The 15,814-nt window shown below is 40.4% G+C and carries 20 protein-coding genes; 4 read left to right on the top strand and 16 right to left on the bottom strand.

The features are described from left to right. From NSU11_RS06935 to fadH, 15 genes are all read right to left on the bottom strand, one after another. Positions 1-243 (bottom strand): YkuS family protein, encoded by a 243-nt coding sequence (locus tag NSU11_RS06935; RefSeq protein ID WP_024424725.1) that lies wholly within the window; start codon positions 241-243, stop codon positions 1-3. Positions 244-293: 50 nt separating this feature from the next. Continuing rightward, entirely contained in the window at positions 294-1,424 is a 1,131-nt protein-coding gene (locus NSU11_RS06930) for an N-acetyldiaminopimelate deacetylase (protein WP_103132185.1), read from the bottom strand. A gap of 82 nt (positions 1,425-1,506) precedes the next feature. Then, positions 1,507-2,217, bottom strand: coding sequence for a 2,3,4,5-tetrahydropyridine-2,6-dicarboxylate N-acetyltransferase (gene dapD / locus NSU11_RS06925; RefSeq protein ID WP_342493862.1), 711 nt, complete (start codon positions 2,215-2,217; stop codon positions 1,507-1,509). A 109-nt stretch (positions 2,218-2,326) separates the two neighbouring features. After that, the gene (locus NSU11_RS06920; protein WP_029706705.1) at positions 2,327-2,752 is read right to left on the bottom strand and encodes a flavodoxin; all 426 of its coding nucleotides are present in this window, start codon (positions 2,750-2,752) and stop codon (positions 2,327-2,329) included. A gap of 49 nt (positions 2,753-2,801) precedes the next feature. Next, entirely contained in the window at positions 2,802-3,695 is an 894-nt protein-coding gene (locus NSU11_RS06915; protein WP_342493861.1) for an exo-alpha-sialidase, read from the bottom strand. After that, on the bottom strand, positions 3,685-4,161 hold the full coding sequence (locus NSU11_RS06910; protein WP_024426866.1) for a flavodoxin: 477 nt from the start codon (positions 4,159-4,161) through the stop codon (positions 3,685-3,687). Before NSU11_RS06910 ends, NSU11_RS06915 begins: the two co-directional genes overlap by 11 nt. A 214-nt stretch (positions 4,162-4,375) precedes the next feature. Further along, positions 4,376-4,768, bottom strand: a complete 393-nt coding sequence (locus NSU11_RS06905; protein ID WP_342493860.1) for a DUF4275 family protein — start codon at positions 4,766-4,768, stop codon at positions 4,376-4,378. A 77-nt stretch (positions 4,769-4,845) separates the two neighbouring features. Continuing rightward, positions 4,846-5,727 carry a LysR family transcriptional regulator gene (locus NSU11_RS06900; RefSeq protein WP_024424721.1) on the bottom strand — a complete coding sequence of 294 codons (882 nt, stop codon included), beginning with the start codon at positions 5,725-5,727 and terminating at the stop codon, positions 4,846-4,848. Between the two features lie 96 nt (positions 5,728-5,823). Beyond that, positions 5,824-6,267, bottom strand: a complete 444-nt coding sequence (gene cbpB / locus NSU11_RS06895; protein ID WP_024424720.1) for a cyclic-di-AMP-binding protein CbpB — start codon at positions 6,265-6,267, stop codon at positions 5,824-5,826. A gap of 146 nt (positions 6,268-6,413) precedes the next feature. After that, positions 6,414-6,605, bottom strand: coding sequence for an antirepressor AbbA (gene abbA, locus NSU11_RS06890; protein WP_003210802.1), 192 nt, complete (start codon positions 6,603-6,605; stop codon positions 6,414-6,416). Between the two features lie 149 nt (positions 6,606-6,754). Then, entirely contained in the window at positions 6,755-7,270 is a 516-nt protein-coding gene (locus NSU11_RS06885) for a ribonuclease H-like YkuK family protein (RefSeq protein ID WP_024426864.1), read from the bottom strand. Positions 7,271-7,416: 146 nt separating this feature from the next. Beyond that, complete coding sequence (locus tag NSU11_RS06880; protein WP_003212254.1) at positions 7,417-7,659, bottom strand: DUF1797 family protein; 243 nt, start codon at positions 7,657-7,659, stop codon at positions 7,417-7,419. Between the two features lie 183 nt (positions 7,660-7,842). Then, positions 7,843-8,739, bottom strand: coding sequence for a manganese catalase family protein (locus NSU11_RS06875; protein WP_024424718.1), 897 nt, complete (start codon positions 8,737-8,739; stop codon positions 7,843-7,845). Between the two features lie 400 nt (positions 8,740-9,139). Beyond that, positions 9,140-10,360: an EAL-associated domain-containing protein gene (locus NSU11_RS06870; protein WP_342493903.1), complete on the bottom strand. Its 1,221-nt coding sequence runs from the start codon at positions 10,358-10,360 to the stop codon at positions 9,140-9,142. Positions 10,361-10,424: 64 nt separating this feature from the next. Next, complete coding sequence (gene fadH, locus NSU11_RS06865; protein ID WP_041117243.1) at positions 10,425-11,189, bottom strand: 2,4-dienoyl-CoA reductase; 765 nt, start codon at positions 11,187-11,189, stop codon at positions 10,425-10,427. Between the two features lie 138 nt (positions 11,190-11,327). Between fadH and NSU11_RS06860 the strand changes: the two genes are divergently transcribed. The 4 genes from NSU11_RS06860 to NSU11_RS06845 all read left to right on the top strand — a co-directional run bounded on the left by NSU11_RS06860 (position 11,328) and on the right by NSU11_RS06845 (position 14,664). Beyond that, positions 11,328-12,185 (top strand): metallophosphoesterase, encoded by an 858-nt coding sequence (locus NSU11_RS06860; RefSeq protein WP_073204995.1) that lies wholly within the window; start codon positions 11,328-11,330, stop codon positions 12,183-12,185. 156 nt (positions 12,186-12,341) lie between these two features. Further along, positions 12,342-12,839, top strand: coding sequence for a L,D-transpeptidase family protein (locus NSU11_RS06855; RefSeq protein WP_034623332.1), 498 nt, complete (start codon positions 12,342-12,344; stop codon positions 12,837-12,839). A gap of 73 nt (positions 12,840-12,912) precedes the next feature. Next, entirely contained in the window at positions 12,913-14,190 is a 1,278-nt protein-coding gene (locus NSU11_RS06850; RefSeq protein ID WP_024426859.1) for an MFS transporter, read from the top strand. Between the two features lie 258 nt (positions 14,191-14,448). Then, on the top strand, positions 14,449-14,664 hold the full coding sequence (locus NSU11_RS06845; protein ID WP_024424712.1) for a hypothetical protein: 216 nt from the start codon (positions 14,449-14,451) through the stop codon (positions 14,662-14,664). Between the two features lie 151 nt (positions 14,665-14,815). Here the strand turns inward: NSU11_RS06845 and NSU11_RS06840 are convergent, their stop codons facing one another. Continuing rightward, the gene (locus tag NSU11_RS06840) at positions 14,816-15,712 is read right to left on the bottom strand and encodes an EamA family transporter (protein ID WP_024424711.1); all 897 of its coding nucleotides are present in this window, start codon (positions 15,710-15,712) and stop codon (positions 14,816-14,818) included. Positions 15,713-15,814 lie beyond the last annotated feature (102 nt).

The raw sequence follows: 15,814 nt of genomic DNA, 5'->3' as shown, positions 1-15,814 counted from the left end.
TTATTGAACACGCTGTTCTACTTCTTGACAAATTTCATCAGCCGTCATACCTGATGCTGTAATAACAGATGCCTTTGTTGTTGTGTCTGAAATGCCAAGAACATTTGAATCTAGTCCTGTGACGACATAACAGTCACACTGATCCATTTGCTGTTCATTTTGAATACGTACGACATCATACCCTTTTTGCTTCAATAATTCTTCTACATCGGATAAAGATTGTTCTACACCAATTCTTGTCATAATCAAGAACACCTCCTGTTCATAAGGTGTACAGGAGGCAGCTCGATTATTCATTCGCCAGCTTGCTTTTTAAAATAAGCCGTCATGACTTTCACAGCTGTTTCAATTGCGTTTTCAGCAGGCTGCAGCTTTGCATGGTGCAGGCCGTATTCTGAATCGACCCCTAACCAAAACATGAAGCCGGGATACTTTTTCAGCATGTACCCAAAATCTTCTCCTGTCATGGCTTCTCTGCATTCAATCACATTTGCTAGCCCTTCTTCGGCTACATATGACATAAATTCCTCAGTCAAATCCTTTGAATTGTCCACTTCGTAATAAGATGAAGGGTATCGAACGGTTGCCTTGCATTCGTAGCCAATTTCAATGCCTTTTGCCAATGCTTCAATTCTCTTTCTCACCTTGTCCATAGACTCTGGAGATAATGTGCGAATGGTACCGTCAAGCTTTGCATGCTGCGCAATAATATTTTGAGCCGTTCCACCGGTAATCGTGCCGACTGTAATGACCGCACTATCAAGGGGATCGACATTACGCGAAATGACCGATTGCAGCTGACCTACAAGTGCACTTGCAGCAACAACCATATCATTTGCTAAATGAGGATATGCAGCATGTCCGCCTTTTCCTTCAAGCTCAATTACAAGCTCACTCGTATTGGCAAATAACAAACCAGGCTTCGTAGCAATTGTTCCAACAGGATATTCAGGAGCGATATGCAGCGCTGTAATAAAGTCTGGTGTCCATTTTTTCAATACATCACTTGCAAGCATCGGTTCAGCTCCGCCTGGACCTTCTTCTGCCGGCTGGAAGATAAATAATACGTCTTCTTTGATCGGTTCATGGACGAAATGATCAATGATACCAAGTGCAATGGTCATATGAAGGTCATGTCCACATGCATGCATCTTTCCTTCATGCACAGATTCAAATGGATACCCTGTTTCCTCAGGAATAGACAGACCGTCCATATCTGCACGATAAGCAAATACGCGCGTTGGATTTGTTCCCTTCACTTTCACAAAAAGCCCAGTGCGCCACGTTTCAATCTCAACTCGATCTTTTGAATAGGTATTAAGGTGCTGAATGAGATACGCTTGTGTTTTAAATTCTTGGAAACCAAGCTCAGGGATTTGGTGTAAATCTCTTCGAATGGATATTAATTGCTCACGATTTAACAAGTGAACTCACTTCCTTTCTTCTATACGAATAAGACGTGGATATTTCATCCACGTCTTTGTCTTCAGCTGCGAATTATATGAATTAAAGCTGACGCAGTTCTTGTTTGATTTCAGTCTTACCTTTTGTTTTCTCATCAATGTCTTTGATTTTCTTAGCAGGTGTACCTGCTACAACTGTGTAAGGCTCTACATCGTTTACAACGATTGCACCAGCAGCTACTACTGCACCTTTACCAATTGTCACGCCTTCTAGAACAACAGCGTTAGCACCGATGACAACGTCATCTTCTACAACAACTGGTTTAGCAGACGGCGGCTCAATGACACCTGCAAGAACAGATCCAGCACCGATATGACAGTTCTTACCTACTGTCGCACGGCCGCCAAGCACCACGTTCATGTCAATCATCGTACCTTCGCCGATCACAGAACCGATATTAATAGAAGCACCCATCATAATGACTGCATTATCACCGATTTCAACTTGGTCACGAATGATTGCCCCTGGCTCAATACGGGCTTTAATGTTTTTCAAATCTAACATCGGAATTGCAGAATTGCGGCGGTCATTTTCCACGACAACATCTTCAATTTTATCTTTGTTAGATGCTAGTGCTTCTTGAATTTCGCTCCACTCACCGAAAACAACTCCAGTGTTTCCTATGATGAATGTTTTTGCATGTTCACCAAACTCAATACCTTCTAAGTCACCTTTGATATAGACTTTGACAGGTGTTGATTTTGTACTATTTTGAATAAATGAAATAATTTCATTAGCGTCCATTTGTTTCATGTATGTATGTCCTCCTCTTAATTTATACTTCATTACTGTACCAAAGGAGTGTTTTAATGACAAGTGAAAGAGTCATCTCCGCAAAGGAAAATAAAACAAGCGGGACCGATTATCCCGCTTCTTGCTGGTGAAGCTGAACAAATTGTCTGCCAAAAGAAATTAATTCGTCTTCTTCCTCCCCTTCTGGATTCAGCTCAATCTTAACTGAGGGCAGGACAATGTCACCGCCAAGCTCCTTCACTTTTTCTTCAATTAGGTCAACAGCTCCGCAAAAATGTTCATAAGATGTATCGCCAGAACCAAATACTGCAAATGCTTTTCCCGTTAAATCAAGCTCTTCCATTTCTTCATATAAATCAATAAAATCATCCGGAAGATCGCCATCTCCCCATGTATACGCACCTAACATAATGTGCGAGTAATCATTGAGCAGCTCGGCATCAATATCCATCGCTTCATGCCGGTCTACGCTGGCTCCTGCTTCCGTTATACCTTTTTCAATTAAATCTGCCATCGCTTCTGTATTTCCAGACATCGTGGCATATACCAATAAAACCTTTTCTGTCACTTTTTCTTCCTCCTTATCAATGAATCAATGCAGGCTCCTCATATGGCCTGACAAACTTACTTTCATATAAACCCGCACAGAAAAAGTTTTCGTTTTGATTGGCTACACGAAAACCATGTCCTTTGATCGTATCAAACCATTTGAGCTCTTTTTGCTCAATATCAAGCTGATACACTTTAGAAAATCCGTGTTCGTCTTGTGAGGTGGTCACATACACAATGCCATTATCCTCTGACACATCCAAAAATGATTCTTCTCTAGCAAAGGCCTGTGATTGAATATCATGCAGAATATTTGTATGTAAATCTAAAATTTGAACAGATCCTTTTTTGCCTTTTTTTGAACCTAATGCACAAACAAGAAGATGTTCATGACAGAGCAGCATAGAAGCCGTCATTCGGTGCTCCTCTCTGTTTAGAAGAAAAATATGTTCACTTTGCAAGTCATACACCCATATTCCTCCGTGAACCTCATGAATCTGTGTTCCAATATAAAGATGGTCACCTGCAGCACATAAAGAACGAATGACCGGCGGATGATTCACATGAGCAAATGGCTTCATAATTTCCCAGGAAATTCCGAAATCATTTGACACATAGATACTATGTTTTCCATGCGCACACACAAATCCATCTTTGCGTCCTGTAATAGACCAAACGACTGCATTTGTTGGGAATGAAGATAACGCCCATGTACTGCCTTCATCTCCTGATCTAATCACTGTACCATTTTCACCAACACCGAATAAATAAGGGCCAATATAGCTGATCGCATGGATTTTATGCTTGAGCTTAAACAGCTGCTGCCATCCGCTCTCCACACTATAGTGAAAAATACCTTCACGTTTTACAGCAACAAAATATCCACCGCTTTTAGATGCTGCAACGGCTGTTGCTCCTTTATGAAACATGATTTTCAACTCGTTTCTCAGATAAAGCAGCCCACGTTAAAAAGCTCGCAGCAAATTCCTGACAGCACGCCACATCTTCATCTGTATCCGGTGCAAGCTCCATTTTTAATGTTTCAGGAAAAACAGATGCACCCGTTGATTTCAGCATGTCATGGAATGTATGGACAGCCTCGCAAAACTTCGGATAGCTGTAATCACCCGATCCAAAGACAGCTGCTTTGATGTGGCTAAGTTCAAGAGTAGAGACCTCTTCATAAAAATCCTCTGCTTCATAAGGCAAATCTCCATCACCCCATGTATAAGAACCAATGAATACGTAATCGTATGAGGAAAGGTCTTCTGCATTCGTATCATCAAATTCCATCATCTCTGTATCGATCCCTTTTCCTTCAAGTGTTTGCTTTAAGATCGCTGCCATATCTTCCGTATTTCCAGACATACTCGCAAATGCAATTAGTGCTTTCATCTATCGGTCACCTCATCTAAATGATAATCATTTTCAATTATTATATGTACACTTTAAATGATAATGATTTTCATTGTCAAATGTTTTATGAAAAGACATTGATCAAGATCAGCATAACCAAATAAAAAACCCGCTCATTCCAACTGGAAGGCGGTTTTTTTATTTCGAAAGGATCATAGCTTGATCATTCGATCGTTTCATCTATTTGAATAAATTATGGACCATAGTCCGTTTCATGCGTCATCACAAATGTCCATTTTTCATTCCAATCCATCACATACATATCGTTATAATCCATATCATCAGATTGATATGGTAAATCATTAATTGAAAGTGAGCTGGCATTTTCAAACAGATACGCCTCGTTCACAAATTGATAAAAAACAGTACATTTGTACTTTGGTTGTTTAAGAAATGCGTCAATCGCTTCATCTTTTTCAAGGCATGTAACCATTCCTGAGCTACATAAATGCCATGGAAAGTCATCTATTGCCGCCTCTTTTTGTTCCTTGATTGACAAATGACGAGCAAAACGTTCACGCCATCTCGCGCGTAAATCATGTCCCCATTTCGGTTTGTTGATTTTGATCAACTGTTTGTTTCTCATTTGTGAAATCGCTCCTCAAATAGTGTATGAAGTCGAAGGTCTTAAAAAAAAGCACCTTCTTTCTTCCAAGAAGGTACTTACACGGCATCATTCTCAAGCATTTCTTTAACCACACCGACAAAAGCTTGCACCTGTTTTAACTGAAAAGACGCTTCATAGCCTAGCAGCCATGTGTCACGGCCAATTTGCTCTCCGTTCACATCAACAAGCGGTGTTTTATAAACACTTTTTTCGTGGTCATATAAGGTAACAGAAGGCAAAATGGCGTAACCGATGCCGTGGTAGGCCATTTGTTTACATGTTTCAATTTGGTCTACTAAAATCGTCTGCTTTGGAGACACTTTAAACTTTTGGTGCCACCAGTGCTGGATTTCCTGATAATACGTGCTGTCGCTTTTAAATTGGATAAATGGCCGCTCTGTCTTGATTAATTCATCTACGTCCTTGATCACGGAATCGACTAAATATAAATGATCTGTCATCAAGTATTCCTTTGTCCCCTTCCAATCAGGGTTACCGCGAATGATTCCTATGTGCACGTGATCTTCATACAAGCTTTTGAGCATTTCACTGCTCCAGCCAGTAACGAGTGATACTTTGGCATTTGGATATTTTTCAACATACCGTTTTAACACCTTTGGCAGCCAGTGCTGTCCAATAATCGACGCCACCGCAAGCTTGAGTGTACCGTGAATATCACCCTCAAGTTCATCAATTCGCTCTCTCACTCGATCCTGTTCAACCGTCACCTCTTTTGCAAATTGAATAATCTGTTCACCTGCCGAAGTCACAGTCAGCCCCTTTTGTGAACGAAAAAAGATTTTGGTTCCCCATTCCTTTTCGATCGTCTGCAATCTTTGAGATAATGCAGGCTGAGAGACAAAGAGCCGCTCTGAAGCCTTTCTCATATTCAATTCTTCACTTAGCACAACAAGCATATGTAACTCCTGAAGCTGCATGGGCGTCCCCTTTCTCTCTATAAGTTTTTCTTATTTTATATGCTCATTATATAAATTTTAACTTATGAAGGCAAAAAAAATAAGCTGGGCTGCAGCTCATTTTTTTGCGGAATGAATGACCTCATTTAAGCGCTTTAATACAACTCGTCGAGTAAAAATGCCTTCAAAGACCTGCTCCTCATTTTCTACACAAACAAATCCATTATTCGTCACAGCGTGAACGCCTTTTAGTACAGGATCTGTTGTTTTAAGTCTCGGAATATCCTTCAGCATGACTTCTTCAACCTTCAACTGATCAAGCTTCTCGAATTCGATTCGTTCTAAACCGAAGATTTTATCCATAATCATATTCGTTCCAATTAACCCGTGTAAATGATAAGAAGCGTCTAATACCGGTATAGCTGTATATCCTGTTTTTGTTAGAACCAATAGGGCATGCTCAAGGTTATTTCCAATTTGAACATGTGCGACTTTATCTGCATCAATCATATGCTCGGCTACTGTGGACTCAAGCAATTGAGTCGGTTCTATCTCTATCATGTTTCTTCGACCCCTTTTCTCTCAATCATCAATCATACATTCCCCATTACGATTAAGCATAAACTAAAACGAATTTTGTCGAAAGATTTTTTCTGCATAAAAAAGATACTCAGCCCCCGAGTATCTAATAGAATGTTAAACCAATATTAATTCTCAAACCTTACTCTGTCATACAATGTGATCAATTGCTTATACGTATTGTCGTCGACATTTTTTGTTCCACATTCTATATCATTGATCTCACTGCTTAGTAATTCGACAGCATATTCCTGATTCAGCAATACGTTTAATAATAGCTTTTTCTCTTCTTCATTAAAACGATTTTCGATGACGCTCATTCAACATCAGGCCCCCTGTTTCATATATGCTTTTATATTGATTAGCAGGCTTTTGAATGTCTGCTTCCTCTCTATACAGCTAGAATAAGGAACTAGAATCGAATCGTCAACCGCACGTTTCGACAAGGTTTGGAGAAAAATGACGGAATTTATTTTGTGTATCGATTGGCATAGCAAAATGCTGCATATGAGTCGGGTTTTATTTTTGCTTCAATTCCCATAGCTGTGATCATTCCGGTCATTTCCTGAATCAGCTCTTTCGTACTTCCTTTTTTGCCAATATCCAGATGGGCTTCAAAACGAAGGTCTGCCCCTTCCTCAGCAAACGGAAGAAGCAAATCCATCAGTTCTGTTAAAGGCCCCTCAAGGATGTCTGCACATACCTTTTGGCTAAACGCTGTCTCTAATGAAATTTTTTCTCTAAGACTTTGCACGGGTCTCTCGATCACTTGTTGAGTGAGACAGCCCCATGCTCCTTTGCCAATCCGGTGGAGATGAATTGCAGTCATAAATGTTGTGACATTTTGATTGACCTGAGAGTCCGTACCAATTGATAACACATAGGCGGATCTAGGGTCTTTTCGAATAAAGTCTTTCATTCTCATGACGACATCAGAAAACGCTAAATGATCTTCAGAAAGATTGTAGAAAAAAGAATCACTCACAGAAAGGAACTCCTTTTTAATGGTCTCTTATCCGAAAAATGCGCTGATTGATCATCTTCCATTTGTACATATCATCTATGATGATCCATGTATGCTGCCGCAATAAACGAAGGAATCCTCAGAAAAAACATTTCATACGATTCAGCTTAGGATTGTAGAAGCTCAAAAATCTCAATCGAAATCATATCAATGTTGTCAAATGGGAAAGTATTTGGCTTATCCCCTTGTTGAAAAACAGTCAATTCAAACGTTTGATTCTTTTCGAAATACTTAACACTACAGATTTTCTCACCGTTCACTTCGAAATAACGCTGTGCCGGCTCGTTTGCAGCTTCTGCTGTCTCTTGAAGACTTTGCAGCCTTGTAATGATACCCATTAATTGTGACATTCTAAAAAAAGACTCCTTTCAAAAAAACAACTCAAGATGAACCCGTATTGATTATACACAAGTCCTACAAAGCATCATACCATAAAGTGTTCTCAGATGATATTTTTCCTCTTGAATTCAAAAAAAGAAAAAGAATCTGTTTTTTTAGTTTGAGTCTTTTTTCTCATCTCATGCACCATGATTTTATAAACCAGCAGATCTCATCAGCCGTTTCGCAATTTCATCAAAATCCTCTTTTGAAATGCCTGGAGCAAACTCTTCCGGTAATTCTCTATAATCTGGCACAGGTGCACCTTGCGGGGTGCCCTCAATGACTGTCAGCGGCTTTCCATCAATCGGATGGCTGCCTTTCCAAATTTTATTAATATCCTTGTAATCCGTATCACTAAATGTATACAGCTTTGTATGAACATTCTGATCTTCAAATTTTCTCGCTGAGTCAAAGTATTTGTTGTCGAGGTTTGGGATTGGCAGCATTTTCCCCACATCTACTCCTGTAGCGACTTCAAGTGCCTTTGCATATGCCACAATATGCACGCCGCCCCTGACAAGTAAATAACCGATCATCTCTCTTGCTGTAGGATGGTCCGTCATTTCATATACGCGCATTTTGTGCGTACGTGCTCCGCATTCAAGAAAGAAATTATGGAGAAGATCAAGAATGAGGTTGCCGCTTGAGAACACATTCTCTCCGGTCCAAGGTTTTGCCATTGAATCAAACGGATAGCCTGTTTGGGCTGTTTGAATAAAATGCTGTGTATTTCGTTTATCGACAGCTGCCTTCATCGGCGTCGTATCTGGGTCCCCGCCATGGGTGGTTCCTGTAATCATGAGATTGATGGCTGTGGTTACAAGCTCAACATGACCGAATTCTTCAGCCGTAATACTGGATACGAGGTCATAAAACGGTTTAAGTTTTCGTTTTCCTCTAAAGTTAAAGGATTGAAACATGTAATTATTTAATGTGGACATTTCACCGAATTTTCCGCCGAGTAATTCTTGCACAGCAGCGGCACCATTTGCATCTGGGTGATCTGGCCTTGGCAAATCAATGAGCAGCCGCGTGTCACGTTTGATCATGATGTTTCCCTCCTACCGTCTAACTATCATCACTTAAGATGTATGGAAGGTTTGGGCTGTCCTATGCATGAAGGGAAAGATTGAAGCACAAAAAAAACTTGGCGGGGGTAGCGCCAAGTTTTTTGGATCTTGATCTGATAGAGGGGTTGGGGAACAGAGAGTAGCTTCTCTCTATAACTAAATGATAATGATTATCAGTTTCATTGTCAACCATTTTTTATTTCTTTTTTCTATCAAAAAAAAGCAGCCTTCAAGGCTGCCTTTTGTTTACATTTCAGTGTGATAGAAAACTTTTGAAGTCTAGGAAGGACGAGTACCGGAGCGGAGCGAATTATACATTCGTGAGCACTAGCACATAGGACTGACAACGAATGAGAGGGTTTGTCTTCACGCCGCATCTTCAAATTAATCCATCTTGCTCATATAAATAAGCATACGGAAGGTCTATAAACAAATACATATCTCCCTCTAAAGGATAAGAAAACGTACGTATCCTCTCACCGGTTTCTAAATCACTGTAAATATCGCTGAAAAATCCTTTTCCGCTAATTCTCATTTGAAGAATATTTGCTAGGAAATAAGGACGCCAGCTCCAGTTTTTTTCGATATACTCCGGCTGAAACAGCCATTCTTCTTCTTTTTTGAACACATTTCCAGTGATTTGAAAGCCTTCTTCATTACACATATAAATCCGGAAGCTGCAATCTGTTAGTTCGAGTGCCAGCTTTTGAATGAGCTCATCATTTGTGCTGCACGATTTCTTTAAAGTCGTAACAGCTTGATGAATTCGTTTATAGAATGTTTCAGAATGTTCGTAGACCGCTTGCAGCTTCTTTTTCTCATGGGCAATAAATTGCTGGAATTCTTCTCTAAGCTGATCTTTTCGGTGGTTTCGGTCGATTAATTCTCCTGCAGGATCATGAAGATAGAACCCTTGAAAATATCTCCCGCCATTTCTCCAAGCATACTGCAGCTGGAAATTTGCTTCAATATCCTCATAAATTAAGGCTGCTCCTATTTTTCTTGCAAGCAATGAAATGCTGTACAAGACATATTCATAGGAAGGAGATGGAGCCGATGCCTTTAATGCCTGTAAATCTATTTTTAATAAATCGGGTGAAAGCAAGGCAATCCGGTCCAGATTACTGCTTTCTTTTCCTATATTTGAGACGGCGATTTTAATCCCATATGTACGATAATACGTTAACGTATGGTATAGCTGTTCAATGTCGCCGCTAAACGTATGCTCTGCAAACTCAATAACAAACCGGTTAAGCTGAATGCCCCGTGCTTCATATTCCTTTAAAAGTTCTAAAAAGCTTTCTCCATGATCCAGCATGAGGATATTGGCATCATGATTAATAAAAATGAGCAAATCGTCATCTGCAGTTGTGAAGAGATCAAGTGCTTGAGTCAATACTTTGTGATCTACTTCCAATTTATATTCGTCAGGAATAGATGAATCCGTAAAGAAGGAGCCTAGGCTGACCGTTTCTGACTCAAGCTTCATTCTTCCTAGAATCTCATAGCCTATCACTTTTTGCTCTTCCGCACTGAATATTGCTTGATAGTGCGGGAAAACATCTTCAATATTCGTTAAAATATCCAATGGATCGACCATTTTCATCACCTGCTTCTCTCTTTGTGTGATTATACCACATCAAAAGCAGGTCTTACATCGTCAATCAAAATGGTGATTGGTTGAGCCATTGTCCCCCATCCATCGTGATACAATCTCCATTTATATAAGACGCATGCTCAGACAATAAAAAGCTCACAAGCGCTGCAATTTCCTCAGGTGTGCCCAGTCTGCCAAGAGGAACACTATCTAATGTTCTTTGCGCTGCCTCTTCAGATTCCCATAGTTTATCTGCACCGCCTGTTCTCTCAATTGGACCTGGTGCGATCGCATTGACGCGAATTCGATATTGCTTCCCCCATTCCACAGCAAGCGTTCGAGTGAGAGACAACACACCGGCCTTTGCTGCCGCCGAATGCGCCACGCCTACACCAGCACCCCATGCATAGGTGGCCACCATGTTAATCATACTTCCCCTTTTCTTTTGACGAATCCAGTAATTCCCCACTGCATGGCTGCAAAAAAATGTACCATTTAACACAATATCAATGACAGCCTTCCAGCCGTTAGGAGACAGTTTTTCTGCTGGCACTAAAAAGTTTCCTGCTGCGTTGTTAATGAGGGCATCGACATCACCAAATGTATCCACTGCAAACTTAACCATTTGGTCAGCATCCTCTGGGTTTCGTACATCCATTTGGAAATAAGCAACCGATCCGCCCTTCTGCTTCATTTCTTTTGCCGTTTTTTCCAGCGTCTCTTCCGTTCTACCAGTAATCACGACATTCCAGCCTTCAGCTGCCAAATGAGCAGCCATCGCCTTCCCCATACCGCTTGATCCCCCTGTGACAATCACTGTTTGTTTCGTCATTTGTTCTCCCCCTCTGTGTCATTTGAATGACTATTCATTCATTGTTGTCTATCATATCATGATTGACCCTCGGTGCACCATATGGGAGATTATCCAAATATGATGCTATACTTAATTTTATTTATAAAGGAGTCTTATATGAAGCAGCTTTCCCGCAGACAATTTTTAAAAGGAGCAGCTGGTGCGAGTATTCTCGGTTTTTTGGCTACAAGTTGTGGATATGGATATGCCAGGTACATTGAGCCGCGCATGATCGATACCGTGTCACTGACCATTCAAGATGCTCAGCTTCCAGCTTCATTTGACCAGTTTAAAATAGCCCAATTTAGTGACGTTCATTTGAGTGATACATTCGCTGCGAAGAATCTAGAAGCCATCGTCCAGAAAATCAATGCTGCATCTCCAGATCTCATTGTGTTCACAGGTGATCTCGTTGATTTTCAAGCATCCTCTGAAGAGCATGAAAAAGCGAAGGCTTATTTGAATAAGCTTCATGCTCCGTTCGGTAAGCTTGCCATCTACGGAAATCATGACTACGGACCATTTGGCGTGGAGCTTTATGAGAAAACAATGGAGGCTTGTGGATTTACTTTATGTAAAAATGATGTGTTTCTATTAGAAAAAGATCATGCGCATATTCAGATTGCTTCACTGGATGATCTCATGATGAGCGTGCCTGATTACGATTTGATCAAACGGGAAGTATCAACTGATTTATTTACATTACTGCTCGTCCATGAGCCTGATGCCGCATTAGAGCTGAAAACCACACCTATTAACTTGCAGCTTTCCGGGCATACGCATGGCGGTCAAGTGCAGCTGCCTTTCTATGGACCGATTCTCACAGCACCTTACGGCCGTACATATGTAGAAGGTATATACGGCAGCGATCAGCACCGAATCTATGTCAACCGTGGACTTGGAACAACGCGGCTGCCGCTTCGGTTTTTAGCCAAACCCGAGTTAACCTTTTTTACCTTGACATCTCGCGTATAAATAGAAGCCAAACTGCCCTCTCCTGCATATGTATAATCAAAGATCTTTCTCATGACAAATGTTAGGAGAAACCTTACGGGGCCTGATTCCGTCCATATAGTATGTCAAGCGACGGCATCACGGCTTCTTTTATTTGAGTAAAAGGAGTGTGCTTTGGTGCTTCGATACACGGTGAAAAGCGGGGAAACCCTTGCTTCTATAGCACTTGATTTTCGAACAACAACAGATGCCTTAAAGGCTGCAAATCCGTCACTTCAAGCTCGCGAGCCCGAACAAAATGAGGTCATCATTATTCCTGGTTTGCCGGATCCTAATACGATCCCTTACCGCATCTTTGTTTCGATTTCAACGAAACGTCTTGTTTTGTTTTCTGGATCACAGCTTATTCGTTCGTATCCGATTGCAACAGGGAAAATTTTAAATATGACACCGACAGGTTCTTATTATATTGTCAACAGACAGCCAAACCCAGGAGGTCCCTTTGGCGCTTATTGGCTGAGCCTCTCAAAAATTCATTACGGCATTCACGGTACGAATAACCCGTCTTCAATTGGTAAAGCTGTTTCTAGAGGATGCATTCGCATGTATAATCAGAATGTCATCGAGCTTGCTTCACTCGTTCCAAACGGAACACCTGTGACCATTAGCCAGTAGATGAAATCAATTGTACGAATGGTTAAAATTTTATATGATATAAAGTGGGATCTTCAGGTTAAGGAGCGTATTTATGGATATTTTTAAAAACAGAAATTTTGTTCGTCTCTTTTTTGCGGCACTTGCTTCGCAAATGGGGACAACAGTAGGCAATATGGCGTTTGCCTTTTATTTGCTCGACCATTTTAGTCATCAGCCCGCATACGCCACATTGGCTGAGCTTATGTATTCTCTTCCTACTGTCTTTGTCTTTTTTATGGTCGGTGTGGTCGCAGACCGGTTTGATCGTAAAAAAGTCGCAGAGAATTGTGATTGGATACGAGCTGGGCTGACGATTGTATTATTCATCGTTATTTATTTTAATTCACTGCCACTTATTTTCTTGATCTTGTTTATTCGAAGTGCCATTACGAAATTCTTCTATCCAGCTGAAGCTTCTCTCGTTCAGGCCATTTTAAATAAAGATCAATATGCAAAAGCCGCTGGCTTAAATCAAATGCTGTTTAGTTTATTTATGGTATTTGGCGTTGGACTCGGTGCCATTATGTATAAAACGATTGGTCTTCACGGTGCCATTACAATTGATTTAGTCAGCTTTATTATTTCAGGCATCCTGATTCGTTCATGTAACATTCCAATTGAAGCGCGTCAGCCAAATGGACAAGCTGGCTGGAGAGGCATGACCATTAAAACGTCTCTGAAAGATTTTAAAGAAGGCATACTGTATATTTTAAAAAATAAATTATTGGCTTCTTTAATTTTTGGCTTTTTTGTTTTCGGTCTAGTCAATGGCGCATTTGCCGTTCTTCCGATGTTTACAATGAAATATGGACTTTCACCGGACCATTTTGAGCTGCATACATCCTTCTTTACCATTGCGATCGGTGCAGGATTGCTCGTTGGAAGCTTAATGGGCTCTGTCCTCGCTAAGAAGGTAAAGATGCAATATCTCATGTCGATTCCAATTCTGGTCGCAGGTATTTTGATTTTTGTCCTTGGTTCTACCCATACATTATGGTTGTTTTATGTCACATCATTTGTCATTGGTACATGCATTGGCCCAGTCAACATTGTCATTGGCGGCTGGCTGCCTAGAATCGTCCACCCACGCCTGATGGGCCGTGTGTCAGGATGGGTTGATCCGCTTACTATGTTTGCTCAATCGATGACATTAGGTCTGATTGCTGTATTATTTCCAAAACTCATCACAAATGTTTCTTATATTTATTACGGAATGGGCTTTATTATTTTACTCGTCTTCCTTTTTTACTTCATTACACTGCCAAAGTTCAGCAGAGAAGCTGCCGACTTAGACGTGCAGCGTGAACTAAAGGGTCAGGGAGTTCAATAAGTAAATAGCAAAAGGACTTTCTTTTCAGGAAAGTCCTTTTTGCATGGCTGAAACATCCTTCATTTCATTTCCTCTGCCCATAGAATCTGCTTGAAGCATGCATAAATAAATCACATTTACCTCGCTTTACTCCCCCCTCCATCCATTTAGCACCTCTCGTTTTGTTTTGTTGATCCATTTTTTCTTGTTTTTCACAATAAAATTCCTTTACATCATTAAACGTTTTATAGTAGGATAGTCAGGTTGGAGGTGAAGGAAATGCTAAAAAGTTACTATTTTATTCATACAAAGAATGAACAGGGACAGTTTGTTGTACATACAGAAGATTGTGCATTTTTAGGTGATGCTGCAAGCCGTACATTGATTGGCATGCATATGAATGGGGAAAGCGCCATGGGCGAAGCCAAACAAATGACAAATGAAACGGACTTTAATGGTTGTTTTTATTGCGCTTATTCTATTCATACAAAATAATTCATCTGCTTACATCATATAAAAAATATCATTTGAGAAACTACCCATTTTAATAAATAGGTAGTTATCATGAACTAATAGTTCACTTTATTTATATTTCATTCAGTCAACTCTTCTTATCGTTCCTTCTATTGTTCAACACCCATCCCTCTCATTTTTTCGGCTGATACAATGCCAAGAATAAAATCATATAGACAATACAAGCTGTCCCTATCCATTGGAAAAGTCCGAATGGCTCTTTTAACCAGAAAACTGTCGTAACGACTGCTGCAAGGGGCTCAACACTTCCAATTAAGCTCGACTCTTTTGGTGATAAGTATTGCAAACTTTCTATGTAAAACCAAAAAGCGATCATCGTTCCAAATATGACCACAAATAATAAATAGACATACGCTTCAAAAGGTAAATGAGTGAGATTAACCTTCCAAGGAGGATGGATCAAGCTAAGGGCGCCTCCTCCTATCAGCATCGCCCAGCCGACAACCACTAGAGAATCGAATTGTTTTAACAGTCTGATTGGATATAACGTATAAAACGAGAGCGCCACAGCCGATAATATTCCCCACATCACTGCCGCAAATGGAACGGTTAATGTTGAAATAGAACCATTCGTCAATAAGAAAAACATACCTGCTAAAGCCAATACCACTGTGACTAGATCTCTTCTAGTGAAGGTTGATTGCCTGCGAATGACCAAATACACGATAATCATAACAGGGGCTGTATACTGAAGCAGCGTTGCCACAGCAGCATTTCCATGTTGAATGGATGCCATATAAGTATATTGAACAGCCAGCATCCCCATTAGTCCAAATAGAAGGATTTGCATCGCTGTCCTCTTCTTTTGCCACACACCCATCAGATGTGTTTTTTCTTTTGTCATCACATGAACAAATAAAAGCAATCCCCCTGAGATGAGCAGCCGGACCGTCACAAGCCAATTGACATCAATCCCATATTGCTGAAACAATTTTTGTGAAATCGTTCCTCCTACACCCCAGCAGATGGCGCCTATGAGTACAAGTAAAATGCCCTTTCTCCTATTCATTTTCATTCTCCTCAATTCTTAACAAATCATGATAATATAGTTGATAGTAGTTCACTTTGTTACATATTGATATATTAATTGAACATAAAAATAAAAGAATAT

It is taken from the genome of Bacillus sp. FSL R5-0712 (assembly GCF_038593285.1).
In the GTDB taxonomy this organism is placed as follows: domain Bacteria; phylum Bacillota; class Bacilli; order Bacillales; family Bacillaceae; genus Bacillus; species Bacillus safensis.
The sequence above is the reverse complement of the archived record's forward strand: the minus strand, read 5'-3'. Positions and strand labels throughout refer to the sequence as shown.